Annotated in this window: 26 protein-coding genes; 11 read left to right on the top strand and 15 right to left on the bottom strand. The window is 47.5% G+C overall.

What is annotated here, in order from left to right; genetic code table 11:
* The first annotated feature begins 52 nt into the window (after window positions 1–52).
* Genes ubiD through HZU75_RS01915 form a run of 3 tightly spaced genes read left to right on the top strand, consistent with a single transcriptional unit; the run spans window position 53 to window position 2,859 of the window.
* A complete protein-coding gene (ubiD, locus tag HZU75_RS01925; protein ID WP_180307536.1) occupies window positions 53–1,576 on the top strand; it encodes a 4-hydroxy-3-polyprenylbenzoate decarboxylase in 1,524 nt (507 codons plus the stop codon).
* A 51-nt stretch (window positions 1,577–1,627) separates the two neighbouring features.
* Window positions 1,628–2,461 carry a CheR family methyltransferase gene (locus HZU75_RS01920; RefSeq protein WP_180307535.1) on the top strand — a complete coding sequence of 278 codons (834 nt, stop codon included), beginning with the start codon at window positions 1,628–1,630 and terminating at the stop codon, window positions 2,459–2,461.
* Window positions 2,461–2,859 (top strand): VOC family protein, encoded by a 399-nt coding sequence (locus HZU75_RS01915; protein ID WP_180307534.1) that lies wholly within the window; start codon window positions 2,461–2,463, stop codon window positions 2,857–2,859. Before HZU75_RS01920 ends, HZU75_RS01915 begins: the two co-directional genes overlap by 1 nt.
* A gap of 50 nt (window positions 2,860–2,909) precedes the next feature.
* Here the strand turns inward: HZU75_RS01915 and HZU75_RS01910 are convergent, their stop codons facing one another.
* From HZU75_RS01910 to HZU75_RS01900, 3 genes are read right to left on the bottom strand one after another with little or no spacing between them, the layout of a single operon-like run.
* Window positions 2,910–3,665, bottom strand: a complete 756-nt coding sequence (locus HZU75_RS01910) for a YdcF family protein (protein WP_180307533.1) — start codon at window positions 3,663–3,665, stop codon at window positions 2,910–2,912.
* Window positions 3,666–3,673: 8 nt separating this feature from the next.
* Window positions 3,674–4,480: an MOSC domain-containing protein gene (locus tag HZU75_RS01905; protein WP_180307532.1), complete on the bottom strand. Its 807-nt coding sequence runs from the start codon at window positions 4,478–4,480 to the stop codon at window positions 3,674–3,676.
* 8 nt (window positions 4,481–4,488) lie between these two features.
* Complete coding sequence (locus HZU75_RS01900; RefSeq protein ID WP_180307531.1) at window positions 4,489–6,849, bottom strand: DNA internalization-related competence protein ComEC/Rec2; 2,361 nt, start codon at window positions 6,847–6,849, stop codon at window positions 4,489–4,491.
* A 63-nt stretch (window positions 6,850–6,912) separates the two neighbouring features.
* Here HZU75_RS01900 and ypfJ point away from each other — a divergent pair, with 63 nt between their 5' ends.
* Together ypfJ and HZU75_RS01890 are read left to right on the top strand one after the other, a co-directional pair.
* On the top strand, window positions 6,913–7,776 hold the full coding sequence (gene ypfJ / locus HZU75_RS01895; RefSeq protein ID WP_180307530.1) for a KPN_02809 family neutral zinc metallopeptidase: 864 nt from the start codon (window positions 6,913–6,915) through the stop codon (window positions 7,774–7,776).
* A gap of 22 nt (window positions 7,777–7,798) precedes the next feature.
* Window positions 7,799–8,155 carry a hypothetical protein gene (locus tag HZU75_RS01890; RefSeq protein ID WP_180307529.1) on the top strand — a complete coding sequence of 119 codons (357 nt, stop codon included), beginning with the start codon at window positions 7,799–7,801 and terminating at the stop codon, window positions 8,153–8,155.
* Between the two features lie 12 nt (window positions 8,156–8,167).
* On the opposite strand, the gene HZU75_RS01885 is transcribed toward HZU75_RS01890, so the two are convergent.
* The 7 genes from HZU75_RS01885 to HZU75_RS01855 all read right to left on the bottom strand — a co-directional run bounded on the left by HZU75_RS01885 (window position 8,168) and on the right by HZU75_RS01855 (window position 15,013).
* Window positions 8,168–8,491, bottom strand: a complete 324-nt coding sequence (locus HZU75_RS01885) for a hypothetical protein (protein ID WP_180307528.1) — start codon at window positions 8,489–8,491, stop codon at window positions 8,168–8,170.
* A gap of 77 nt (window positions 8,492–8,568) precedes the next feature.
* A complete protein-coding gene (locus HZU75_RS01880; protein WP_180307527.1) occupies window positions 8,569–9,789 on the bottom strand; it encodes an EAL and HDOD domain-containing protein in 1,221 nt (406 codons plus the stop codon).
* Window positions 9,790–9,871: 82 nt separating this feature from the next.
* Window positions 9,872–11,809 carry a chemotaxis protein CheA gene (locus HZU75_RS01875; protein ID WP_180307526.1) on the bottom strand — a complete coding sequence of 646 codons (1,938 nt, stop codon included), beginning with the start codon at window positions 11,807–11,809 and terminating at the stop codon, window positions 9,872–9,874.
* Between the two features lie 24 nt (window positions 11,810–11,833).
* Window positions 11,834–12,595 carry a protein phosphatase CheZ gene (gene cheZ, locus HZU75_RS01870; protein ID WP_180307525.1) on the bottom strand — a complete coding sequence of 254 codons (762 nt, stop codon included), beginning with the start codon at window positions 12,593–12,595 and terminating at the stop codon, window positions 11,834–11,836.
* A 41-nt stretch (window positions 12,596–12,636) separates the two neighbouring features.
* Window positions 12,637–13,026, bottom strand: coding sequence for a chemotaxis response regulator CheY (cheY, locus tag HZU75_RS01865; protein ID WP_028448836.1), 390 nt, complete (start codon window positions 13,024–13,026; stop codon window positions 12,637–12,639).
* A gap of 59 nt (window positions 13,027–13,085) precedes the next feature.
* Complete coding sequence (locus HZU75_RS01860; protein ID WP_180307524.1) at window positions 13,086–14,027, bottom strand: chemotaxis protein; 942 nt, start codon at window positions 14,025–14,027, stop codon at window positions 13,086–13,088.
* A gap of 23 nt (window positions 14,028–14,050) precedes the next feature.
* A complete protein-coding gene (locus tag HZU75_RS01855) occupies window positions 14,051–15,013 on the bottom strand; it encodes a chemotaxis protein (protein WP_180307523.1) in 963 nt (320 codons plus the stop codon).
* Window positions 15,014–15,204: 191 nt separating this feature from the next.
* Here HZU75_RS01855 and HZU75_RS01850 point away from each other — a divergent pair, with 191 nt between their 5' ends.
* From HZU75_RS01850 to HZU75_RS01840, 3 genes are all read left to right on the top strand, one after another.
* On the top strand, window positions 15,205–16,392 hold the full coding sequence (locus HZU75_RS01850) for a sensor histidine kinase (RefSeq protein ID WP_180307522.1): 1,188 nt from the start codon (window positions 15,205–15,207) through the stop codon (window positions 16,390–16,392).
* Window positions 16,393–16,475: 83 nt separating this feature from the next.
* Window positions 16,476–16,781 carry an STAS domain-containing protein gene (locus HZU75_RS01845; protein WP_180307521.1) on the top strand — a complete coding sequence of 102 codons (306 nt, stop codon included), beginning with the start codon at window positions 16,476–16,478 and terminating at the stop codon, window positions 16,779–16,781.
* A gap of 16 nt (window positions 16,782–16,797) precedes the next feature.
* On the top strand, window positions 16,798–18,525 hold the full coding sequence (locus tag HZU75_RS01840; RefSeq protein ID WP_180307520.1) for an ATP-binding SpoIIE family protein phosphatase: 1,728 nt from the start codon (window positions 16,798–16,800) through the stop codon (window positions 18,523–18,525).
* 47 nt (window positions 18,526–18,572) lie between these two features.
* On the opposite strand, the gene HZU75_RS01835 is transcribed toward HZU75_RS01840, so the two are convergent.
* The 4 genes from HZU75_RS01835 to HZU75_RS01820 form a co-directional block, all read right to left on the bottom strand.
* Complete coding sequence (locus HZU75_RS01835) at window positions 18,573–19,427, bottom strand: hypothetical protein (protein ID WP_180307519.1); 855 nt, start codon at window positions 19,425–19,427, stop codon at window positions 18,573–18,575.
* 1 nt (window position 19,428) lies between these two features.
* Entirely contained in the window at window positions 19,429–20,292 is an 864-nt protein-coding gene (gene ubiA, locus HZU75_RS01830) for a 4-hydroxybenzoate octaprenyltransferase (protein WP_180307518.1), read from the bottom strand.
* Complete coding sequence (locus HZU75_RS17690) at window positions 20,289–20,876, bottom strand: chorismate--pyruvate lyase family protein (RefSeq protein ID WP_228028153.1); 588 nt, start codon at window positions 20,874–20,876, stop codon at window positions 20,289–20,291. Before HZU75_RS17690 ends, ubiA begins: the two co-directional genes overlap by 4 nt.
* Window positions 20,877–20,991: 115 nt before the next feature.
* The gene (locus HZU75_RS01820; RefSeq protein ID WP_180307516.1) at window positions 20,992–21,813 is read right to left on the bottom strand and encodes a flagellin N-terminal helical domain-containing protein; all 822 of its coding nucleotides are present in this window, start codon (window positions 21,811–21,813) and stop codon (window positions 20,992–20,994) included.
* 197 nt (window positions 21,814–22,010) lie between these two features.
* Between HZU75_RS01820 and HZU75_RS01815 the strand changes: the two genes are divergently transcribed.
* Window positions 22,011–22,355 (top strand): hypothetical protein, encoded by a 345-nt coding sequence (locus HZU75_RS01815; RefSeq protein ID WP_180307515.1) that lies wholly within the window; start codon window positions 22,011–22,013, stop codon window positions 22,353–22,355.
* A 132-nt stretch (window positions 22,356–22,487) separates the two neighbouring features.
* Window positions 22,488–24,155: an energy-dependent translational throttle protein EttA gene (gene ettA / locus HZU75_RS01810; protein ID WP_180307514.1), complete on the top strand. Its 1,668-nt coding sequence runs from the start codon at window positions 22,488–22,490 to the stop codon at window positions 24,153–24,155.
* Between the two features lie 63 nt (window positions 24,156–24,218).
* Here the strand turns inward: ettA and HZU75_RS01805 are convergent, their stop codons facing one another.
* Window positions 24,219–24,827, bottom strand: a complete 609-nt coding sequence (locus HZU75_RS01805) for a TetR/AcrR family transcriptional regulator (RefSeq protein ID WP_180307513.1) — start codon at window positions 24,825–24,827, stop codon at window positions 24,219–24,221.
* Between the two features lie 182 nt (window positions 24,828–25,009).
* On the opposite strand from HZU75_RS01805, the gene HZU75_RS01800 reads away from it, so the two are divergent.
* A complete protein-coding gene (locus tag HZU75_RS01800) occupies window positions 25,010–26,179 on the top strand; it encodes an efflux RND transporter periplasmic adaptor subunit (protein WP_180307512.1) in 1,170 nt (389 codons plus the stop codon).
* Window positions 26,180–26,188: the final 9 nt, after the last annotated feature.

Genomic DNA, 26,188 nt, shown 5'->3' with positions numbered 1-26,188 from the left:
CTTTGACTGAAAACGCCCGCATTGTTCGGGCGTTTTTTTTGGAAAAATACTAATGAAATATCGTGATTTGCGTGACTTTATCCAGCAGTTGGAAGTGCAAGGTGAGCTTAAGCGGGTGCAGTTGCCAGTCTCGCCCAAGCTGGAAATGACCGAGCTATGCGACCGTATCTTGCGCCAAGGTGGGCCAGCGCTATTGTTTGAGAATATACCAGGCTATGGTATGCCGGTGCTTGGGAATTTATTTGGCACCCCACGGCGAGTGGCGCTGGGGATGGGGGCGCAAGACACCAGTGCACTGCGGGAAATTGGCCAAACGCTGGCTTATCTCAAAGAACCCGAGCCACCAAAAGGCCTGAAAGACGCTTGGGAAAAACTGCCACTTTTGAAGCAAGTGCTGAATATGGCGCCGAAAGAAGTACGCAAAGGCATTTGCCAAGAAGTTATTATCGAAGGCTCGGAGGTCGATCTGGGGCAGATTCCGATCCAGCATTGCTGGCCGGGCGATGTGGCGCCGCTGATTACCTGGGGCTTGGTGGTAACCCGCGGGCCGAATAAAAAACGCCAGAATCTGGGCATTTATCGCCAGCAGGTGATAGCCAAAAATCAGGTGATTATGCGCTGGCTGGCACATCGCGGCGGGGCGCTGGATTTTCGCGAGCATGCCAAACAAAACCTCGGCAAACCGTATCCGGTGGCTGTAGTGCTCGGCTGCGATCCGGCCACGATTTTGGGCGCGGTAACACCCGTACCCGATACGCTCAGTGAATATCAATTTGCCGGCTTGTTGCGCGGTAGCAAAACCGAGTTGGTGCAATGTATTGGCTCAGACTTGCAAGTACCGGCCACGGCCGAGATTGTGCTCGAAGGCGTACTCAAACCGTGCGAGGCGGGCTATAGCGGGATGTCTGAGCACGGTGTGCCAATGAAAGAAGTCAACGGCTTCCTGCACGCGCTGGAAGGCCCGTATGGCGACCATACGGGCTACTACAACGAGCAGGATTGGTTTCCGGTTTTTGAAGTGGAGCGCATCACCAGCCGCCCAGATCCGATTTACCACAGTACCTACACGGGCAAACCGCCGGATGAGCCCGCCATTTTGGGGGTGGCGCTGAACGAAGTGTTTGTGCCGATCTTGCAAAAGCAGTTCCCGGAAATCGTCGATTTTTATCTGCCGCCCGAGGGGTGTAGCTACCGGATGGCGATTGTGTCGATCAAAAAGCAATATCCGGGGCATGCCAAGCGTGTGATGTTTGGCGTTTGGTCATTCCTGCGCCAGTTTATGTACACCAAATACATTGTCATCGTCGACGATGATGTGGACTGCCGTGATTGGAAAGAGGTGATTTGGGCGATCACCACGCGAATGGATCCGGTGCGCGACACGACTTTAGTTGAGCACACGCCGATTGATTATCTCGATTTCGCCAGCCCGATTTCAGGCTTGGGCGGCAAAATGGGGCTGGATGCGACCAACAAGCTACCGGGTGAAACCAACCGGGAATGGGGCCGGGTGATCGAACGCGATCAAGCTGCCGTCGCCCGTATTGATGCAATTTGGCGAGAATTGAACTTATAAAATAGTTTGGTCTATTCTGAATTACCGTCGTATTGAGAACTGGAAAAGCATATGTTGCCATTGAATCGAGAATTTGAATTTACCCACGCGGATTTTGAAAAGATACGCACCATGATTTACAACTATGCGGGTATTGCGCTGTCGGATTCAAAGCACGATATGGTGTATGGACGCTTGGCAAAACGGCTGCGCGCGCTCAATCTGAAAACTTTTCAACAATATTTGCAGGTGCTCGAACGCGGTGATCCTAAGGAGTTTGAGTTATTTAGTAACTCAATGACGACCAATTTGACCTCATTTTTCCGCGAGGCTCACCACTTTGATATTTTGCTGCGTTATTTGAAAGACCATCGCAGTGTGGGTAACTTTAATATCTGGTGTTCTGCCTCTAGCACCGGCGAGGAACCATATTCATTGGCTATCACCGCTTGTGAAGCATTTGATACCCTGCGCCCGCCGGTTAAAATCATCGCCACCGATTTAGATACGAATGTGCTTGAAAAAGGTCGCCAAGGGATTTACCCGGCAGAAGAGGTAAAAAAACTCTCTGCGCAGCGAGTGAGCAAATTTTTTAATTTGCAACCCGATGGTCGTTATCAGCTAAAACCCGAGTTGCGCGAGATGATTACCTTCCGCCGCTTGAATTTGATCGAACCCAATTGGAGCGTGCGCGGGCCATTTGATGCTATCTTTTGCCGTAATGTCATGATTTATTTTGATAAAGAAACCCAATACAAAATTCTTCAGCGCTTTGCACCGATGATGAAACCTGAAGGTTTGTTGTACGTGGGGCATTCGGAAAACCTGTACCACGCGGCCGAGTTTTTTAAACTGCAAGGCAAAACAGTGTATGAGCTGGCTAAGCCGGGCGCTGGAATGCGCTAATGGAACCCAGAGTTAGTTTCATCACCTTGGGGGTAGCGGATCTGGCTACTTCCTTGTCGTTTTATCGCGATATATTGGGTTTAGTGCCACACAAAGTGCTGCCGGAAGTTGTGTTTTTTAATTTGGGGTCAATACGGCTGGCTTTGTTTCCGCGCGACTTATTGGCCGCAGATGCGGGGGTGGCAGATGATGGGGGTGGTTTTCGCGGCGTTGCCTTAGCGCACAATGTACGCAGTCCTGCAGAAGTAGATCAATTACTGGCGCGGGCTAGCGATAAGCTTGGTCGACTGATCAAATCAGGCCGGCCAACCAGTTGGGGAGGGTATGCGGGTTATTTTGCAGACCCAGATGGCCATCTGTGGGAAGTGGCGTGGAATCCGGAGTTTGAAATTATCTAGGTATCTTGATCTAGCCCAATTGCAGGTTTATTTATAGACAGATACCCGTTTTATTGATCTTTCAATGCATACCAGAACTGGCCCAAACCCTCGCGCAATGCTGTACTGCTAATTTGCAAGGCACTGGCACGGGGTAAAAATTGAGTGATTGAGAGTGGTTCACGATTGATATAGTCGGTTGGGGCTGCAATCACCTGAAAGCCTTGTTTTTCAAAGCTGCGTTGCGCACGTGCCATATGATCAGCCGAGGTAACTAGTGTGATGATTTTGATATTTTCACCAAGTAATTGAGCACTCATCTTTGCATTGTCGGCGGTATCAACCGAGCCACCCTCAACCCACTTTACTTTTATACCAAATTCACCCTCCAAGACCTGCCGCATATAATGCGCCTCGCTCATGCCACCGAGTGGTGCTCCGCCCGACACGAGAATCGGTTGGGGATGTAACCGAGCCAAGTGAGCAGCAAAACGCACACGGGCAAGCGTGACATTGTTGATGGTTTCGTTTTCGAGGGTTTCCCTTGCTGTGAAGCGCTTTCCTCCACCTAATATGACCATGGCTTGGCTATTAGCCAGTACAGCGGGGCGATTTAATGGTGGTCGTTCCACAAAACCCATGAGGGTGGAGGCGATGATGGGGGTTGCTAATAACCATGTTGCTGCCAATGTAATCAAAATGATGTGCTGTCCCCAATGCCCTAGCCGTTGGCGTAGCAGATAACATACCGTGATGATTAATAGGCTGCTCCCAGGTGGCAATAAAAATGCCCGCAAGCTTTCTTTTACAAGTACGGCCAGATCCATTGCGGTGCTTATCCTGCAGATGATGATTTGATGATCTTTATGGGCATGCCAAGGTGCAGTTGCCCGAAAGTATGTGCCATTGCATTTTGTCCAAAAATGACGCCATCGCCCGCGCGGCGAAATTTAGCCAAGGTGCGCAATGGTTCACCCTTTGGCAATTTTTCCTGCGTCTGTGGGTCAAGCGTGGTGATAATGCAGCGCTCACAGGGTTTTAATAGTTCAATGCGGATATCGCCAATTTGAATAATTTGCCAGCTGTCTTCCACAAATGGTTCAGTTCCAGCGATCACCAGATTGGGGCGAAAACGGAGCATTTCAAAATTCATGCCCGCGCGGTGATTTAGCTCTGCTAATGAGCCTTCGCCAATAATCAGCAATGGGTAGCCATCGCTAAAGTTGATTGGTACATCTGGGCGTCGTCGAATTCGGCGATGACTTTCTGGCCCAACCCACATCAGAATTACTGATTGCTCGAGATAAGCAGATAGCCACTGATTGACCTCACTAGCACCGCTACGCGCGGCAAAGTGATCATCCCAGACATTGGCAGTGTGAATCTGTTGCAGTGCTGAATGTGGGGCAAAAATAGGGGGCATCCCTGGCGCTTGAAGTGATACGCCGTCTTCTGATGGCTCTGCTTTTAACTGCAGTAATTGCGGGTGAGTCCGCGCAGTAAGGTATTGCCCTTCTGGAGTGGCAATCATCCACTCGCGATCATATGCTAGGCCGCTTGCGGTCACGACTGCAGATTGAAGCGGTTGGCCTTGTCCCGATTTGAGCGGGTAACGATAAATAGCTGAGAGTGTAGCTGGCATCGGCAATCCTATTGGTTTGGCATAGTGTACCAATAGTGAGGATGAATTTGACGTTCTGCTTTCATTTGTAGTTGATCTCCAAACTCAAAATGCACCGCCCCCAATTGGCTAGTGATGAGTGGCTGGGCATGATTGACTTGGTAGCGCTCAATGATTTCTAGTTTTGGGTGGCCGAAACGATTCATGAAGCCCGCTGAAAAAACGGCATATTTGGGCTGCGTTGCAGCAATAAACTCCGGAGAGGATGAGCTTTTGCTTCCGTGGTGAGGAACGATTAGTACATCAGTCGCTGGCAAGATTGCCTGGCTGAGCAAAGCCGACTCTTCTGCTTTGCCTATATCGGCGGTGATTAAGATGCTGTGTTGTGTATTGGCAACTCGGATGACACAGCCCTTTGCATTGTCCTGCCGCGTAACCAAATCTGCTGGAGGCCAAAGGACATTGAATTGGACATCATCCCAGCGCCAATTTTGCCCTGCATGACATTCACTTACTGACTTGATCGTTGCATTAGCCTGCACGATAGGGTGTTCTGCAGGTAGCGAATGCAAAATTTGCCGGATAGGCCAGCGCTGTAGCAAAATCGAGCCGCCACCAATGTGATCATTATCGTTATGAGATAACAGTAAGGTATCAAGTTGGCCAATGTTGAAATATCGGAAGGCCGGCAAAATAACACGATCCGCATTGCTTTGTGTGCCCGTATCAAATAACAGTGCATGGTGACGGGTTTGGATTAGTACCGATAGCCCTTGGCCAACATCCAGTGTGATAGCGCGAAAAGTGCCGCTGGGTAACTTCGCTGGGCTAAAGATCAGTAGCGGGAGTAGTAGCAATCCCCCCAGATATCGCCCGCTAAAGCCACGAGGTAATAAGATAAGCATCACCCCGACTAAGGCTGGGGGTAATAAGTAAAACGGTGGTTGAGTATGTTGCCAAGTGGCCAGTGGTAAGTGAGTGCACCATTGCAGGATCGTATCGCAATCGGCCATTAAATCAGCCGCTAGCCGCAGAAGGTATCCGCTTGGATCAATCAGCCCCAGCAGTGCAAGCGGGGTAATTACGATGCTGATTAATGGGATAGCAATGATGTTGGCTAGTGGCGAAACGAGGGGAAATTGCCCAAAAATAAATAGCAAAAGTGGCAGCATAGCTAAAGTGGCCGCCCATTGGCTACTTAGCCATTCTCGCCAGCGTGCGGCTGGATGAATGCGGTTAGCACAAGCCCATAACAGAATGCCAACACTAAGAAAGGAAAGCCAAAAACCGATCGAAAGTGCCGCCAGCGGATCTACCAATAACACAATTGCTAGTGCAGTCAGCCATGCGAGGCTTAGTGGAATAGGGCGATGTTGCCAGATTAATGCGCTAGCTATCATTAGCATGATAATCGTTCTCTGGCTAGGTATACCCATTCCAGATATTATAAAATAAGCTGTTGCAGCACATACCCCAAATAAAATAGCTGCCTTTGGTGCAGGAATAACCTGATTTAGCTGGGGTATATAGCGCCAAATAAACCGTGTTAGCGCCGCAACTAAACCCGCCAGCATGGTGATATGCAAACCCGAAATTGAAATCAAGTGTGTAATGCCTGTTTGGGAAAAGCGCCACCATTGCTCCGCTGATATTTGACTTTGTTCCCCCAGTGCTAGTGCTTTTAGCACGCCTGAATATGGATGGTGCGCTAATTTCTCACTGGTTTGCTCATTTAGTCGGCCACGCCAGCTCTGTAAAACAGTTTTCCAGTTTGCTAGGTGAAACGGTGTATCTGCCAAGCGCTGAGATTGTTTTGCAGTTGCAGTTGCTGCAATATTGTTTTGCAGAAACCAGCTTTCCAGATCAAAACTAGCGGGATTTATTTGCCCGTGCACTGGTTTGAGCTTGACTTCAAACACCCATCTTTCCCCTGCTTTGATTGCTAATTGTTTGTTGTTTACTGCCACTTGAATTTGAGTAGGATGCCAGTCGGTCTCTGAATAGATTATGTCTGGCTCAAGTAAGAATCTTTGGCCAAATTGGTTAGTTTCCGGAATGCTGATAATGCGCCCTACAATTTTGACTGACTGACCCACTAAAGTTATCGGTAGTCGTTGTGCTAGTCGCTGAGTTGCAAAATGCTGTGCATAAGAAAAACCAATTAAATAGATACCCATGTAGATAATTACGCGGTGAAAAAGTGGGTTGTTGGCTAGTACTCGATTAATAAGCATTAGCCCGCCGAGAATAAGGCCACACATACTTAGCAGCGAACCCTCGGTAAGCTTGGCCTGCAACTGAACAGTAGTGATACCTAAAATCAATGCGAGCAGAAACACACAGTATTGGCGTGTGTTGATACAAGGTGGGTTAATTTCGTTAAGATTCATACTTATTGCTAGTTGAACTCATAAATCAATACAAGCTGTTTACTAAGCATTCGAGGTGAATCAATGCGCTGGAAAGATATGCGGGAGAGCGATAATGTTGAGGAGCAAGCTGATAGTCGCTCTTTTGGAGTAAATGGTCGTCGCTTAGGTTTGGGAGGCGTTGCGATCGTGGTGGTGCTTGGTCTAGTGTTAGGCAAAAGCCCGCTGGAAATCCTCAACTTGGTCGCTGGTTCATATGACACTGGAACAAATCAGCAGGCCGCTCCTGCTAGGACAAACACCAACTCGGAATCGCTTCAGTTTGTGAAGCACACATTAGGCGATACTGAAGATACATGGCAGGCCATTTTCAAACAGCATGGCACGATCTATCAGCAGCCTAAGTTGGTATCTTTCCATGGAGCTGTTCAATCTGCATGTGGCAACGCTAGTGCTGCTATGGGGCCTTTTTATTGCCCTGCAGATCAAAAGGTATATATTGATCTGACCTTTTTTGATGAGTTACACCGTAAATATGCGGCTCCGGGCGATTTTGCTCAAGCCTACGTCATTGCGCATGAGGTTGGCCACCATGTACAGAATTTACTGGGTATTTCAACTAAGGTTCATACACGTCAGCAGCAGCTAAATAGTGTCAAAGCAAATGCGCTTTCCGTGCGTCTAGAGCTGCAAGCGGATTGCCTAGCTGGGGTTTGGGGGTATTCGGCGGCACAGCGAGGTTTACTGGATGCAAATGATATGGAAGAGGCTCTACGCGCTGCAAACGCAATTGGTGACGATACTTTACAAAGAAATGCCGGTCATGCAGTAGTTCCTGATGCATTTACGCATGGAAGTTCCACCCAGCGCATGGCATGGTTTAAACGTGGCATGCAAACGGGTAACATTCAGGCCTGCAATACGTTTGATCAGTCGATTGATCCATAAATTAAAAAGGGTGGGGAGAACTATGCACTATCTCAAATTTATCATTGCCGCGGCATTGCTGCTGAATTTATCCGCTTGCGGAGACAAAGCGGAAAACCAATCTGCTGGACAACAAAATGCTCAAACACAATCTAGCGACCCTCGTTATCAAAATGGCCTGCTCAATGCAAATCCACAGCAATTCACCGAAATCTTGGCTGATTGCGGCAAATTAATGTTTGGCGAACATGTTGCGCCTGAAGAAGTTCAGCTTAAATGTCGGCAGGATATGATAGCCCGTGCTGAAAAGTTGGGGATCAAAATCAATGAAGCAAATATCGCGGAGCAATTAGTCAAAGATCGCTATAACTTCATGCTGCGTGAAGGAAGCAAAAAGTAATTCGTGTGTTGCTCACAAAAGGCCTTGATCGCTATCGACTAGTAAATCAAGGCTGTTGCTGAGGCGTTGACGCAAGGTTTTGCGGGATAGCAGTTTTTCCTGAGCGGCCACAGGTAGGTCGGTTAGCCGTAATAGATTTTTCGAAATCAGCACATCTACTACGTCTTCAATGACGCGAATTAACGCAGTGTCGGAATGATTGAAATTGGTGTTGGCCATGTTGATAAATTCAATCACTTCAGTGCTATCGGGGGATAATGCTTCAACTGCATTCGGACGTGGCTCTTTATAGATAGCGATAATATCCGCTTGCGCGTTTCGTTCAACATAAACCATGTCAATGCTCCTAGTTCTAAAGGTCCAAAATAAAAAACCACGCATCACGTGGTTTTTTATTTGAGAAAGTCAATGTGCTAAACACCAAGTTCTTCAACCCAGTTTAGTGCCTGCACGTGTGCTTTATTAAGCATGTCTGGGGTGATTTGCAGTTGTTCACATAACCGTGGTACCTCAGCCATTTCAGGATCCTCACATGCCTCAGCGAGCTCTAGGAATGGACCATAGATTCCAGTTCTAGTTAATAAAGCATCACTTACGGTTTCCGGTAAGATCAAAGTCTCCAGAATGGTATCCATTGGCATGTCTAGTAAGACATCCAAGAGCGAGAACATGCCAACAATGAACAGGTTGTCTTTGTCCTGACCATCAAGCAAGTGCGCGCCCAATAGCTCAACTAAACGCCCGCGAGTAACTGCAGTTTTGAGCAGTGCTGGCGGTGAACCTGTTTCTGCTCCTGCAGTTACTAATAGCAGAGTGAGCCAACGGTAAAGTTTTTGGTAGCCCAGAATAGTAACCGCGTGGCGGAATGACTGTATTTCACATGACAGCCCGAAGCCAGCCGAATTAATGTAGCGAAGAAGCTTGAATGATAGAGCTACATCGCGTTTCAGTGCATTTTCAATATCGCGGATTTCGGCGTTATTGCGCAGCATATTCAGCAGATTCAGAATATTTGCATAACCTGGATTGATGACTTTTGCTGACAGTGTAACCGGATGAGCGAAGTAGTAGCCTTGAAAGCAATCCATTCCAATGTCGAGGCATTGTTTGAATTCTTCTTTGGTTTCGACTTTCTCTGCTACTTGCAGTAAAGGATATTTGCGTAGCTCTTTTGAGATGGTGGGTACTTGTGCCATCCCTAATTGCTGGATATCAAGTTTCACATAGTTAGCAAACTCGATCATTGGAGCTGTTTGTGGAGTAAGTACAAAATCGTCCAGGGCAATGCCAAAACCTTGCGTCCGCAGATCAGCCAATCGAGTTAGTAATTCTGGTGAAGTTTGCGTGGTTTCTACAATTTCTAGCACTACTCGTTGCGGTTGAAGTAGCTCGAGAAAGTTACTTTCGAGCATGGATTCAGCAACGTTAATAAATGCAATTTTGTCCCCTACTAGCCAATCCGTCCCCATATTGGAAATGGTATTAACCAATACATTGGTGCCAGCTTGCATATCGCTGGAAAAGTCTGCCGTCACCGCCTCTTGATTTAGGCGGAATAGCAATTCATAACCAATAATCTGCTGTTGCCGATTCAAAATCGGCTGACGGCCAATAAATGCATGTTCTTGCGTCATATGTGATCGGCCTTGGCGGGCTGTTTTCCTAAGTTATGTATATTAGCTAATTCTTATGTTTTCAGGCAACAAGGCTCTCGCACTACAGAAGTTCTTGCGCAAACCTCGATGTTTTAATTGCCGAATGGTCAGCATTAGCTGAGGCGAGTAGGTCTTCCATATCCAATACTAGGACAATTGAACCATCGCCAGAGAGCGTGGCTCCGGCAATCCCTTTGGGCCTGATGTGCTGTAGCGGTTTGATCACAACATCATCACGGCCAATAAAGCTATCAACCGCCAGAATGAATGAGTGCTCAGCCGATTGCATCAGAACGCCAAATTGCGGAATTTGAACCTCTTGCCAGCCGATTAGATTTGCCAGTGAACGTACCGATAATATTTCATCACGCACCACAATTGTGGCACGACCCGAAACTTCTTGTACTTGCTCTTGCCTGATCGTAATAATTTCACGGACCATAGCCAAAGGCACTGCAAATGGTTGATCACAGACTTTTACGACAAGCACCGGCAAGATTGCCAATGTTAGTGGTAGTGAAATTGTAAAGCGGGATCCATCACCGACAACGGATTGAATGTCTACGCGCCCATTTAGTTTCTGGATGTTAGTTTTCACCACATCCATACCGACGCCACGGCCAGAAACACTTGATATCTGATCTTTTGTTGAGAATCCAGGCAGGAAAATTAGTTGCAATGATTGCTTATCATCTAAGCTATTTGCCGTTTCAATATCAATGAGGCCTTTTTCAAGCGCTTTACGACGAATAACGTCGGGGCGCATGCCGCGTCCATCGTCTGTAATCTCGATGCGAATATGATCGCCAACTTGGGTCGCAGATAATTCCACAACCGCCTTCGCTGGTTTACCTGAGGCAATTCGTTCCTCAGTTGTTTCCACCCCATGGTCTACTGCATTGCGCACCAAGTGAACTAGAGGGTCATTAAGATCCTCTAGCATGGTTTTATCAAGCTCGGTTTCTTCACCTGAAATGATTAGTTCAACATCCTTACCCATTTGGCGTGCCAGATCACGAGCCAAGCGTGGATATTTTTGAAAGAGGCGGCCAATTGGTTGCATCCGTGTTTTCATCACGGCATTTTGCAAGTCACCAACGAGCAAATCCAATTGACCAATCGCTTCATCTAATGCTTTTAGCGTTACTGTATCCATCTTGCCCGACATGATGTCAGTGCGTAATGTAGTAAGACGATTTTTTGTTAGCCCAATTTCACCAGATAGGTTCAGAACTTGGTCAAGGCGAACCGTATCAATACGAATTGTCGTCTCTTGTGTGGCCAATTGTTGAGTGCTTGCTTGCTGTGGGCGTTGTTGCGGGGCTGGGGTAGAGGCTGCCGCAGGCTTCAATGCTAGCATCGGCTCTGCAATTGGCGCGGGCACGATTGCAGGTATAGGATCAATTCGTGTTGCTGTGGACTCAATAATTCCAGTCTCTATTTCTATGGTTGGTTGCTCATCCAGCAAAACATTGTAAAGTTGTTGCCAATCATGCTCAGTCGATGTGTTGTTAGTGGCAGCCTCTTGTTGGGCTGCTTTAACAGTATCATTAATTGCTTCGTCATGGGTCGCATTACTAGGTGTTGAATGCTGAGTCGACGCTGGGCGTCCCTCCAGTACATCATCAAGAGCCTGCAGTAGCGCAGGGTCAACAGGGGAGGGGAGTCGTGATTGTGCCATGGCACCAAACATCTCGCGAACCACTCCTGTTGCCGCAAGGATTTCATCCATAATCTCTGGATTTAGCTGCAGCTCGCCATTACGCAATTTGTCAAACAGGTTCTCGGTCCGATGGCACAAACTCACCATGGCATCAACATTTAGAAACCCAGCGCCACCTTTGATGGTGTGAAACCCGCGGAAAATATCATTTAGTAAGGCCTTGTCGTCCGGACGTTTCTCAAGCTCAACCAGTTTATTGTCAACTTCAGATAGCAGTTCGGATGACTCGGTTAGAAAGTCTTGCAGCAGGTCTTCCATGCCAGCGAAATCACTCATGATTATCTCCTTGGGCCAGTGGATTTAGAAGCCGAGGCTTTCTAGTAGGTCGTCAACTTGTTCTTGATTTGTTACTACGTCAGTACGACCTTCAGATTTAACAACAGGGCCATTAAGCAGGCCTGTATCTTCGGTTTTACCGGCATTCGGGCTAAACATTAGCAAAAAGTCTAGCAAATGGGATTCCATTTCTTTTGCCATTGCTAGTACTTTTTTAATAACTTGGCCGGTTAAGTCTTGAAAATCTTGCGCCATCATAATTTCAAGCATCTGATTGCTAACTTGTTCGGATTGCGAAACAGTCGTGTGCAAATGTGCTCTTGTTTTTTCTACGAGAACTTTAAATTCGTCAACAGACATTTGTTTGGCATAAAAGCGATCCCATTCTTTTGCCAGTGCTGTCGATTGGTCTGTAATACTGTCTTGTAATGGTTTGGCAACATCAAGTGCATTCAACGTACGTTCAGCGGCTTGTTCTGTCATCGTTGCTACGTAAGACAGTCTGTCACGTGCATCAGGAATTGAGCTAGCGGCCGTTTCAAGTGATTTATCCAGACCTAGTTCGCGTAAAGTATCATGCAGCTTTCTAGTTAGATGCCCGATGTGCGAAAACATAGATTTCGCAGGCTCAACCATTTCAGATTGTTGCTGCGGTCCTGCTGAATTAATCGTGTCTACTTGGCTAGCATTGTTGTCCGATTGATCTTGTTGGTTGGCTTGAACAATACTGTCAAATAACGCTTCGAGATCTACGGAATCACCGCCTTGCAATGCTGGATCACTCACAGTCTTCTCCTGCGAAAAATTTATGTTTGCGGTTATTAAAATTATTTGCCCATATTGGCAAAGATTTTTTTCAACTTTTCATCTAGTGTTGCCGCTGTAAAAGGCTTCACTACATAACCGCTTGCCCCTGCAGTTGCTGCTTCAATGATGTTTTCTTTTTTTGCTTCGGCTGTAACCATCAGTACTGGCAGATGTTTTAATTGTGCATCAGCACGAATTGCCTTAAGCAATTCAATTCCAGTCATATTGGGCATATTCCAATCGGTTACCACAAATTCAAATTGTCCATTTTTGAGCTTATGAAGCGCGACCTGGCCGTCTTCGGCCTCATCTACATTGGTAAATCCGAGTTCCTTAAGAAGATTTCGGACAATGCGACGCATGGTAGAGAAATCGTCTACCACGAGAAAACGCATGTTCTGATCTGCCATAACTTGCTCCAGTTTTGCACCGCATAAGGTGCGTAATAATGTGAATCTAATGCAAATAATCAGCTAGCCAATAAAGGCGCTAAGGTATCTGCCAATATGAATGGATCAAATTTTGCTACATAAGCGTCAACACCGACGCTTGCGCCCATAGCACGATTTGCATTGGACGATAATGATGAGTGCATCACAACTGGAATACCTTGGAAGCGGTGATCAGACTTGATATGTTTTGTTAGCACATATCCATCCATCTCCGGCATTTCTGCATCAACCAAAATGAGTTTGAGCTTGTCTTTAAGGTATTCGCCATCGTGAACGGCGCGGTTTGCGAGGTTTTGCAGTTTATCCCACGCTTCTTTACCATTGTTTGCTTGGTGATATTTAACACCGACTTTGTCCAGCACGCTGACAATTTCTTTGCGCGCAACCAAAGAGTCGTCTACGAAGAACATAAATGTGTCGGGATTAATCTGCGGTTTAGGTAAATCTGGAACAACGGGCTCTCCAATCACCGTAGCAAGGATTTGCTCAACATCCAAAATAGAAACTAGTTTTCCATCTGGCAATTCGGTAATGGCGGTAATTAACGCTTGATTGCCCGCTAGCATTGTTTCAGGGGCTCTGACTTTATCCCAGTCGACACGAATGATCCGGTCTACATCATGAACTAGAAATGCTTGGGTATGTTTTGAAAACTCAGTGACGATCATCGTCCCTGTTGTATCCCCTGTCGGGACTTCTTGCGTGGATACAAAGCGTGATAATGCAATTACTGGGATTATATTACCGCGTAGCGAAAGTACCCCTTCTACGCCATGTGGCATATTGGGGGTTTTCGTTATTTTTGGGGTTTGAGATACTTCTCGAACCTTAAATACATTAATCCCGAAAATCTCGCGCGTTCCAAGTGTAAATAGCAGAATCTCCATTTTATTGGAGCCGGCTAATTTTGTTCTCGCATCAACGGTATCAAGCAAATTTGTCTGTTCAGGCTTGCTCATGGAGTGCTCCAAGTCAAAATTTGTTAGTTGGCAGGCTCATTGCGTAGCAAGAAATTCGCGATGCTTTGTGACAATTTGTGTGGCTCAAATTTTGCTACATACCCGTCAACACCAACGGATTGCCCCAATTTTTGATTTGATAAACCGGAGAGTGACGAATGCATTAATACTGGAATGCCAGCAAACCGTGGATCACTTTTGATCTGTTTGGTCAGCATATAGCCATCCATTTCAGGCATTTCTACATCAGTTAATACGAGTTGAATCATGTCCTTAACCATGACACCTTGAATTTCAGCAGCCTGAGCGATTCTTAATAATTCGTCCCATGCTCTTTTGCCATTAATGGCATGCATGTGGCGAATATCCATGGCGTCAAGGGTCTGTTCGATCTGGCTGCGAGCGACTAAAGAGTCATCGGCAAAAAACACTGTTTTATTGACGACTTTCTGATTTTGAATGACCGTGGTGGTATCAACTCGATTGCTGTGCTGGGTCGTTTCCGCGAGTACTTTTTCGACATCAAGCATCATGACCAGTTTGCCATTTTCAAGCTCTGTCACCGCAGTAACTAGCCCACCCATTTGCATGGTTAGCATGTCCGGTGGTACCCGCATAACCGACCAATCAAGCCGCAAAATTGTATCAACAGCTTCAACCAAGAAGCCCTGTGTGTGTCCGTTGTATTCAGACACAATCATGATCTCTGGCCGGCTCTCAGTTTGAATTCCAGCATATCTGGCAAGATCAATAACAGGAACCAATGAACCACGTAAGCTAACCATGCCTTCCACAGAGGATGGCATATCTGGTGCTTGAGTAATTTCTGGTGTGCGCATTACTTCGCGAACTTTGAATACATTGATGCCAAATGTCTCACGGCGCCCTGAGCGCTGGTCCAAGCCCAATGTAAATAACAGAATCTCTAGCTTGTTTGTGCCGGCTAGTTTGGTCCGTGCATCAATGTTTTTTAGAAGTTCTGACACGAGGTTGCTCCATTATGCGTCGGTTGATTGCAGCTCAGATATATCGGCAAAATTACATTTAAATTTAGTTGACTCAAGGGGACGAGTGAATAAATTTACTCGCTTTAATCGAACTAGCAATATTCAGTCTTAGCTACAGCGATTAAGGCATTTATAATGCAAAAATTGCAAAGCAACAAGGACGCTTTTTTGTGACAAGTCAAGATCAGCAAATCAATTCGAAAGACTTGGAAGAGGCGTTTGCGCTTTTTACTGAAGCTTCTCATCAATTATCAAATGCTTATGCAGGTCTGCAGCAAGATGTTACATCCCTCACGGAACAGCTTGCAGTTGCAAATGGCAATCTAAAAAAACAGTTTGAAGAGAAGGCAGTGTTGTCACGGCGTCTCACTTTGTTGCTCGATAGATTACCTGCCGGGGTGTTGGAGGTTGATGATCGAGGTATGGTGATTCGCTGTAATGAGCGCGCTCTTGGCCTTTTAGGTGAGTCCTTGGTAGCTAAAAATTGGGATGATTTTTGTACTGTCCATTTTCAGGAAACCTCTGAGAGCGGATTGCTGCTATTCGAATCTGTCGATTTGAAGCGCTATATTACTGTTGAACAAGTGCAGGTAGTCGAGGAGGCTGTGACCGTGGTATTGCTGCATGATGTGAGTGCATCTGTCGAAATGCGGCAAACTTTGCAGCGCAATAGTCGTTTGGTGGCGATGGGCGAGATGGCTGCGGGACTAGCTCATCAGCTTCGTACACCATTGGCAGCTGGGTTGTTGTATGTGGGGCACTTACAGCGTGAACAGCTTCAAGAGGCCGATCGTATCAAGTTCGCAGTAAAAGCCAGTGAACGTTTACAGCGATTGGAGGCACTGGTCCAAAATATGCTGTTGTTTGTTCGTGGTCAGCCCCAAGAAGTAAGCCCTATTTCATTGCAAGAGGTAGTTCAGGATGCATTTATTGAAGTAAAGTCGGTTTTTGAGCAGCAAGGGATTTTGCTGCAATTAGAATTGCCAAACGATTCTGCCGTTGTGATGGCAAACTTCAAGGAGCTGAGTGGCGCATTCAGCAACTTAATTGAAAATGCTTGTCAAGCTTCTGTCGCAGGCCAGCTCGTGAGCTGCCGTGTTGAGTTGAGTGAGCGGCAAGTAACGGTATTGGTGAGTGACCGAGGTGTTGGAATTTCTGCTTCTGCACTTGAAAGGTTGTTTGAACCTTTTTTTACAACCAAAAAGGGCGGTACTGGCTTGGGTTTGGCAATTGTAAGGAATTTGATTTCCAGCTATGGTGGGGAAATAACTGTTACTTCAACTCCAAATTTGGGTAGTGAATTCAAGATTTGCTTGCCTCGAGTGCTCGAGACAACTAATGTGTTAAGACAAAGCTGAGTTTGGTTTTCTACCTAACTTGTGTGTATAGGCTCTGGTTAGCCAAATTTATAAACATAGATTAGCGAAAGGTTGGTGTGAGAATGACTCCTACGGTACAAATTGAAGGCAGTGTAGGCCGAGTAATCTTGTCGGGTCAGTTTGATTTCAGCGCTCATCGTGAGTTTCGCCAAGTTTGTGAGTCAATTATTGCCAATCCAGATATCAAAGAAGTTCTGGTGGATTTTCAGAATGTAAACTATCTGGATAGTTCAGCATTGGGTATGCTTTTATTGCTCAAAGAGAAAATTGCCGCAGCGAGCAAGACGCTTGCTCTGGTGAATTGCCGCGATACGGTAAAGCAGGTCTTGGAGATCGCTTGTTTTGGCAAGATCTTTACGATCCGCTAACAAGTAGGTTCGATTTATGAAGATCTTGGTCGTTGACGATACCGAGGCGATACTTTTATTAATCTCTCGATTTGTTGAGGCTTTAGGTCACAGTGCATTGGTTGCCCGCAACGGGCAAGAAGCGGTTGAGCTTTGGCGTGCAGAGCAGCCTGATTTGGTCTTAATGGACGTGATGATGCCCATTATGTCTGGGCCAGAGGCGGCGGTTCAGATTAAAGCCGAAGCGGGGGGCACTTGGGTTCCTATTGTATTTGTCACGGGTGTTGGCGAAGAAAATGCCTTAGCTGATGCTATTGAGCGTGGTGCTGATGACTACATCAATAAGCCCGTTAACTTCCGTGTTCTAGAAGCAAAACTCAAAGCTTTTGGCCGTACCCTCGATTTGAATCGGAAGGTGCGAGAGCAATCACAAACCCTTGCTGATTATTACGAACGGGCAGAAGAAGAAAAACGAGTCGTTCGCCATCTGATGGATCAGATGGTCAATTCGGAGCGGCTTGCGGATCCCCAGTTTGACTATTTGCTATCACCTGCCGAAAGCTTATCCGGTGACCTGATTGCTGCTGCCCGTACGCCTGGGCAGGCATTGCATATTTTGCTGGCAGACGGAATTGGGCATGGACTAACTGCAGCCTTAAATGTCTTGCCACTGACCCAGCCTTTTTACAGCATGACTGAGAAAGGCTATTCAATTACCGATATCTTGTTTGAAATGAATGCCAAAGTGCGCCAAGTATTGCCGATTGGGCGATTTGTGTGTGTTTCGTTGATTTCAATTGATGAAGTAAGTGGCACTATCGAAATTTGGAATGCAGGCATGCCGCCAATTCAAATTCTCGATGCTAATAAGCAAGTGCTGAGGGTTTGTAGTTCCAGTAATTTGCCTCTAGGAATCGTGCCATCACATTCGCTCGACTTGGTACCAGAGCGAATCTACTACAAAGAGCCGGGTTACATTATTGCGTACTCGGATGGTCTGGTCGAAGCTCGTAACCCGTCTCAAACAGAATATGGCCTAGCATCGCTACTTGGTGTTTTAGCGCAGACGCACGCTGAATCTATGATTCAAGCGGTACAAGAGCATTTGAATGATTTTCTCGCGGGTGGGCAGCATCACGATGATGTCTCACTGGTCGTTGCGCGTTTTGGTTTGGATGAGCGTGAATTGCAGGCCAAACTGGATATCGAGGCCGTCAAGCCAAAGGTTGACCCCAGTACCATTGATTTTAATCTTGCAACCGAATGCAATTGGCGCTACAGCCTGATCTTGAGTGCGGATGAGTTACGTTATGTCAACACCATCCCATTTATGATGTCGTTTGTTAAAGAAATTAAATCGCTTAGCCATGTGCAATCCGATATTTTCCTGATCCTTACCGAGTTGTTCGTAAATGCAGTTGATCACGGCTTGTTGATGCTCGATTCGAAAATTAAAACCGCACCCGATGGGATGGAAGTCTACCTAGCTCAGCGTGCTGAGCGTTTGGCGCATTTGCAGGAAGGCCGAATCGAGATTGATTTGATGGGTTTGCAGTATAAAGATGCTGAAATTTTGAAGATTCGTGTTAAAGATAGTGGTGCCGGATTTGACTGGCGGGCGATCTATAACGCCCATGATGCAGCAGCCATTCCATCATCAACCTTTGGTCGTGGCGTATCGCTGGTGCGGGCGCTGTCTCTCAAGGTTCAATTTATCGGCTTGGGCAACGAGGTTGAAGTTTACTATTTGCCCACGCAAACGTGACCGTTTTATTCTCACCTCAGCGCAATGTTTCCTGCTGGTTGTGGGCCTTAAAAGTAATGCGCGATTGATGCTAGAGCAAACCCACCGACCCAACTTACCAACATCATTAAACGCGCGGAGCGCTGCTGGTGCAGCAAAAATGCAATGGCTCCGAGCAGGCATAATGCCAATAAGGCATTCCACGGCGCTATAACCAGCCCCAGCAATTTACTGCTAATAATGCCAGGAATAAGCCAAGCTAGCCCGCTTAGCCATAATTTATTAGGCAGGTTGGGTTCTGGGCTTGGTTTCAGCCGCGGGCAGTGAAGTAGCAGTGGGGGAGTAAATGTCGCGGGGTCCTGTTTAAGCCCTTTGACTAGTGTGAGGCTTAACTGGGCATTCACGCCTGCGGCCAGTAAAATGCTCGCTAAACCCAGACTTGATTCCGCGCTAGGTAATGCCTCGCTATCGTTTGCTTCTATTGTCTCGTCGGCTTTACTTTTTTTACTGAGCCTAAGCTCATGCATGATTTGCCAAGCTGCGCCTAGTAGTGCTGTACACCAAGTGGCAAATTGCAAACTGGCAGGAAGCAATTGAAAGCCAGCCATTAATCCAATCAGTGTGCCAGTAAACAGCAGTGCATCGTTAAGTTTTTGTCTGACGTATGTTGTTAATCGCTGCGCACTATCCAAGTATAAATCCGCGCCTTTGATTTTTAGCTTGATAAGTATTGGGCTTAGCGCCTTGATGCCCAAGGTTTTGAAGGCTATACCTAGCCAGTGTATGCGTTGGGTTGGCTTAGCGGTGGGCAAAGTATGTGCAATTTCTAGCCAATACCATTGGCGCGCATCGCCGGACTCTAGGTCAGAAAGAATTCCAATCAGATAACGCTGTTCGGCGTCAGTCAGTGGTGCTGGGCGCATGTTAACGCACTGTATAGTCGAGCAAGATTGCCAAAAAAATCACTGCTCCTACTCGGTTGTTACTCAAAAAGGCCTGAAAACAGCGTTGCCGCTCGCGATGGCGTATCTGGGGATATTGCAGCGCAATCAGAACTGCCGCCAGACCAAGGCCAGTTGAGTAGAAATACCCCATGCCAATGGATTGCCCGAGCCAATACATAATGAGTAGAAATGCTAGATGGCACAGCATTACGGCTAGCACATCATATTGGCCAAAAGTAATGGCAGATGTTTTGATGCCGATTTTGAGGTCGTCTGGCTTGTCCACGATGGCGTACTCCGTATCGTAGGCAATCGTCCAGAGCAAATTGGCTAACATAAGCCACCAAGCCATTGATGGAATTGCTCCATTTTGCGCGGCAAATGCCATCGGAATGCCAAAGCTGAAGGCAATGCCTAGATAAGCCTGTGGGATGGCCAAAAAACGTTTGGTAAATGGATAGGAACCCGCTAAAAACACGGCAGGAATCGTTAAAGTTAAGGCCAGTGTATTGAGTGGCAAAGCAATGATCAGCGCTAGCAATGCAAGTGCCGCCGCTAAGTATAGCGCTTCGCGTGAGGAGACTTCGCCTGCTGCGAGCGGACGTGCTTTGGTGCGTTCAACGTGCCCATCAAAATCGCGATCAGCCCAATCATTAATCACACAGCCCGCAGAGCGCATCAAAAAAGTGCCCAGGCAAAAAATAACTACCAGTTGCCAATCAGGCAGCCCCTTGCCTGCAATCCATAAGCCCCACAGGGTGGGCCACAGCAGTAGCAAGGTGCCAATCGGTTTATCCATGCGGGCCAGTCGGTAATAGGCAGAAAGGCGATGTTGAAGTGTCATGGTATGAGCAAAGGCGACAAAAAGACTTCAGTAATCAGGAGTTGATCCTGTCCGGAGTAAAACACAGAGCGGCGTGCCCAGAGGGTTTTAGCCTGTGGGCCTGCCGCAGCAACTGCCTTGCGCCATAGTAAGTGGCGCCGATCAATTTGCCGACACGATAAGCATGATCGTTTGATTTTGGGGTCGGCAAAAAGTAAAGCACCTAATGGGCGGCTTCCAGTGCGGCCAAGTAGATAAAAACCACGGCGCATGCTGCTCCGGCTTGTGATGCTGTGAGCGAATACTAGCGGAGTATTTTCGCTGCACAGAAGTACTTCCCGCGTCGCTACCCGCTCAAATCGGGGGGTGAAAATCAGTTGTTCATCCAGATGGGCTCGATAATAGCCTTGCCGCAAGACTCGCACCGAAAAGCTTGGAAAATGGGCAATTAAGCGTTGAGTTAATGAGCCTTGCTCACATAACCAAGGCCGCAAATGCCGTGGTGCGCGTGCCAAGGGTGAATGCCAAAATGAGGGGGAGAAGTGCTTTGACAAAACAAGGGCTTCGGTGCAATCAACAAGAAGTCTATTATGCCACAAGCCCATGCACTCGTAGTCCGCTTGTCTACGGCTTATCGTTGAGCTGCATTTAAATTAGGTTTTTCGCAGGTATATTCCCCTGGCTCTTTAAAAGAAGGCCCTTTAGGGCTATACCCACGGTTTATCTCAATAGGCTGAGCACTTGTTTACTGGACGCATTTGCCTGCGCTTGCATGGCTAAGCCTGCTTGGCTCCGAATTGATTCTTGCGCCAGATTGGCAGTTTGCGCGGCGTAATCTGTATCTGCAATGCGCGATTTGGCTGCGGCCTGATTTTCGATCGACACGCGTAAATTGTTGATGTTCGCTTCAATCCCATTTTGAAATGCCCCAAGATTGCTGCGTTCGTTACTAATGCGTTGCAGATCTTGATCCAGAGCATTCAGGCTTGTGTTGGCCGCTGCCACGCTGGAGAGATCAATTTGGCCAGCAACACTGGCCAAAGCACCACTTCCCGCCAGATTGCCAGTGTTTAGATTTTGCAATTGGCCACTGTTGGCGCCTCCTTGAAAATTAAAACTGCCACCTTGCAAAATAGCCATGCCATTAAATTGTGTGTTTTGAATAATGTCGTTATTACTTTGGCTAAGCTGATTGACTTCTGCTTGTAGGGCTTGCCGGTCACTGGCCGATAGAGTGCTATTACCCGCGGCCACGGTCAGCTCACGAATTCGCTCGGTATTGTCAGAGATTGACGAGATGGCGCCTTCAGCCGTTTGGGATAATGAAACGGCGTCATTCAGATTACGAATGCCTTGGCTGTTCCCGATGATTTGCGCCGCAAAGCGCTCGATAATGGCCGACCCAGCCGCATCGTCCGCCGCAGAGTTGATGCGTTTTCCCGACGAAAGAGCATTCAGCGTTCTGGCTTGTGCATCCTGAGTGTTCGTCGTGTATCGCTGAGCGGACAGTGATGTCACATTGGTATTGAGTCCGAGGGCCATGATGCACCTCCAAAAGACGATTTATTTATGTACTTACTGTAAAAATACTACTTTTTCAATGTTTTAGCGAATCGATGTGACTGGCGGTCTCACAAAACTTGCCATGTTGTTTTTGTAGAACATTCGTTCTTTTTTTGCTTGAGGTTTAGGCAATCGTCTTGTATTGTGAACGTACGTTCTATTTGAGGTGGCTTTCAATGACTTATCGTTTTCGAGTTTCAAGCGTTGCATTTGCTCAACAAAAACAGCTTCAAGTACCTATGGCTTTAATTGAATATTTGGCTCAACCAGCTTTTCGTGGCGCAGCGCCGATGTTATCAAGTCGAATGATTGGGCGTATGCCGCTGGCTTTGCGTTCTATGGCACAGCGTTTTATCGGTTTGTATGTCACGGCCGATGGGCAAGGCAAGGTAACGCAAATTGGTCGTGTTACTCATCGCTTGCCAGTGAGCGCCCAGGCAGATCAATATGGTTTACAGCTTACTAGCGACCGATCAGTTGTGTCGATCGAGTGCGATTGGCAAACGCCTATCGGTGCTTGATAGGTATTCGTTTATGAGCTTTTTTCTTTAATGCTTAAAGAGTAATACGGTGTGGGAGTATTAATGTTGGCTGGGCGCAGTGCCCGAGTATTTGCTACACTCTGCACCATTCTTTAGCATTGGATCTATCTCATGGCCCAGTACGTTATGTCCATGCTCCGCGTGAGCAAAATTGTTCCTCCCAAGCGCCAAATTATTAAAGACATTTCCCTGTCTTTTTTTCCGGGCGCAAAAATCGGTCTCTTGGGTTTGAACGGCTCAGGTAAATCGACTGTATTGAAAATCATGGCTGGCGTCGACAAAGAATACGACGGCGAAGTCCAGCATTTGCCCGGCATTAAAATCGGCTATTTGGCGCAAGAGCCAGAGTTGACCGCCACCAATACCGTGCGCCAAGAAGTTGAAAGCGGTTTGGGCGAAGTATTTGAAGCGCAAGCCAAGCTTGAAGCCGTGTACGCAGCGTATGCCGAAGAAGACGCTGATTTTGACGCGCTGGCCGAAGAGCAAGCGCGATTGGAAGCGATTATTTCGGCAGGTTCCGGTGAAAATGTTGAGTTGCAACTCGAAATTGCCGCCGACGCGCTGCGCTTGCCAGAGTGGGACGCGATTGTTGGCAATCTATCCGGTGGTGAAAAACGCCGCGTAGCCCTGTGCAAATTGCTGCTCTCGAAACCAGATATGCTCTTGCTCGACGAGCCAACCAATCACTTGGATGCCGAGTCGGTTGAATGGCTGGAGCAATTCCTGGTGCGCTTCCCGGGGACCGTCGTGGCGGTAACACACGATCGTTACTTCCTCGACAATGCCGCTGAGTGGATTTTGGAGTTGGACCGTGGCCAAGGTATCCCTTGGAAAGGCAACTACTCATCTTGGCTGGAGCAAAAAGAAGCTCGCTTGAAACTGGAAGAGTCGCAAGAATCTGCGCGCCAGAAAGCCCTGAACAAAGAGCTGGAATGGGTACGCCAAAACGCCAAAGGTCGCCAAGCTAAATCGAAAGCGCGTATTGCCCGCTTTGAAGAATTGAGCAGCTTTGAGCATCAAAAACGCAATGAAACTCAAGAAATCTTTATTCCCGTCGCTGAGCGTCTGGGCGATAAAGTGATTGAGTTTAAAGGCGTGTCGAAAGCCTTTGGTGATCGTCTGTTGATCGACAATCTGAGCTTTAATGTGCCAGCCGGTGCGATTGTCGGCATTATCGGCCCTAATGGCGCAGGTAAATCGACACTGTTCAAAATGATCGCTGGTAAAGAATTGCCTGATAGCGGTGAAGTGGAAATCGGTAAAACCACGCAAATGGCTTTTGTTGAGCAAAGTCGTGAAGGCTTGGAAAACAGCAAAACAGTCTTTGAAGACGTATCAGGTGGCCATGATCTGATCACTGTCGGCAAGTTCGAGATGAGCAGCCGCGCCTATCTGGGTCGCTTTAACTTCAAAGGTGCCGATCAAGCAAAAATCGTCGGTAATCTATCCGGTGGTGAGCGCGGTCGTTTGCATTTGGCCAAAACGCTACTGAAAGGCGGTAATGTTTTGCTGCTTGACGAGCCATCGAATGACTTGGACGTGGAAACTTTGCGTGCATTGGAAGACGCTTTGCTTGAATTTGCCGGTACGGCTTTTGTGATCTCCCATGATCGCTGGTTCCTTGACCGTATCGCCACGCACATTTTGGCGGCTGAGGGCGATTCGCAATGGACATTCTTTGACGGTAACTATCAAGAATACGAAGCCGACAAGAAGAAACGTCTGGGTGAAGAGGGAGCGAAACCGAAACGCATTCGCTACAAGCCCATCTCTCGTTAATCGATCATCAATTCAAAAAGCCACTCTGCGGAGTGGCTTTTTTATCACTATAAGTTGCCTTAATCAGCTACGCACAATTTGAACGATGGTTCTTTGTAATGCCGGCAAGATTGCCTCGGTATCAAGATCGGGATTACTAATGGCACGCATACTAAGCCCATTAAACAAAGAAATAATCAGGTCGCACCGCGCATCGTTGTCCGCTTCACTCAGTGCTGGCAATCCTTGCCGCGCTTTAGTAATAATGTCTTTACCAAATTCATGTAGAACTCGGTTCGAGGCTTGCAGCATTTCTGCGACTTTGGGGTTGCGAGAAGCTTCGGCGATCATTTCAAAATTAAGCGCTGAATTAGATAAATCGAGGCTGTCAGCCAAGCCTTCAGCCGCATGTTCAATCAATGCGGCAATGGTGTTCTCAGCATGCAGCAGCATATGAATGACTTGTAGCTGTTTGTGCTGCTCACGATCGATGATGGCTGAAATGATGGCTTCTTTATTGTCAAAGTAGTGATAGATATGACCGACGCTCATTCCTGCCGCCTTGGCGATGGACGCCATACTGGCGGCGTGAAAGCCTGCAACGCGAAAACAGGTGGCAGCAGCATCGAGCACCTGCAAGCGCCGGGCTTCAGCTTTATCAATTTCTGGAATGTCGATTAGTTGGGCGCACATTTGTACACAGTTCCCTAAGTTCCTCAAGCCATATTAGGTGGGGAATTATACTGACTTGTCATTTTTTTGGTAAGAAATTAGAATGATCGTTCATTCTAGAATGATCATTCTAAAAAATACAAGCTGGCCAGCAGGATCTGGTTGGCTTTTCATTGATAAGTATTTGATTAAGAGAACCAATTATGTCCAGATCGCTAAAGTCCCTGCCTCGTGTATTGACGCTGACGCTGCTAGCCGCCACTTTGGCCGCGTGTGGTCAGCATGGCTCGCAAGAGGGGGCCGGTGCAAACGGCCCAGTGCCAGTTGGCGTAGTCAATTTGAAAGTGCAAGACGTCAAGATTGAGCGCGAATTACCGGGCCGGACCGTTGCGCATCGTATTGCTGAGATTCGTCCACAAGTCGGCGGTATTTTGCTCAAGCGCTTGTTTGCAGAGGGCGCTGAGGTAAAAGCAGGTCAAGCCTTGTACCAGATTGATGACGCGAGTTTCAAAGCGAGTTATGACAGTGCCAGCGCGGCATTGGCCCGCGCGGAGGCTACGCTGGTTAGCACTCGTCTTAAAGCTGAGCGTTATCAGGAATTGATTGCAATTAATGGCGTGAGCAAACAAGAAAACGACGATGCGCAGGCCGCTTACTTGCAGGCCAAAGCCGATGTTGCTGCGGCAAAAGCCGCGCAGCAAGTTGCCAAAATCAATTTGAACTATAGCCAAATTACTTCTCCGATTAGTGGTCGAATTGGTAAATCGGCTGTGACTGAAGGGGCTTTGTTGGCCGTTGGCCAAGCAAGCGCCTTAACCACGGTACAGCAACTGGACCCGATTTATGTCGATATTAGCCAGTCAAGTGCTGAGTTAGTACGACTAAAAGCTGAGTTTGCTGACTCGGCAGCCAAACGGGCAGGGCTGAGCGTCACCTTAATCACTGAAGATGGCCGCGAATATCCACAGCCCGGTACTTTGCAATTTGCTGATACCACAGTCGATCCCGATACGGGAGGCGTAACACTGCGAGTATTAGTGCCAAATCCAGACAAAACCCTGCTGCCGGGGATGTTTGTGCGCGCCAAATTGGCTCAAGCCAATGTGAGTAATGCGGTACTGATTCCGCAGGCGGCCCTGATCCGTACTCCTAAGGGCGGGGCGATGGTCATGGCCGTAGATGCCAAAGGGCAGGCACAAGCGATTCAGGTTAAGGCAAGCCGTGCCGTGGGTGATCAGTGGCTCATTACCGAAGGCTTGAAAGGCAACGAGCAAATCATTGTGGAAGGCTTGCAAAAAGTACAGCCAGGCGTACCGGTGAAAGCCGAAGTTGCCAAAACTGCTACGCCATCCAGCGCAGCAGCCCGCCAATAAAGGAGTAAC

Source organism: Chitinibacter fontanus (assembly GCF_013423785.1).
In the GTDB taxonomy this organism is placed as follows: Bacteria; Pseudomonadota; Gammaproteobacteria; order Burkholderiales; family Chitinibacteraceae; genus Chitinibacter; species Chitinibacter fontanus.
This window is presented reverse-complemented; position numbering and strand designations above follow the sequence as displayed.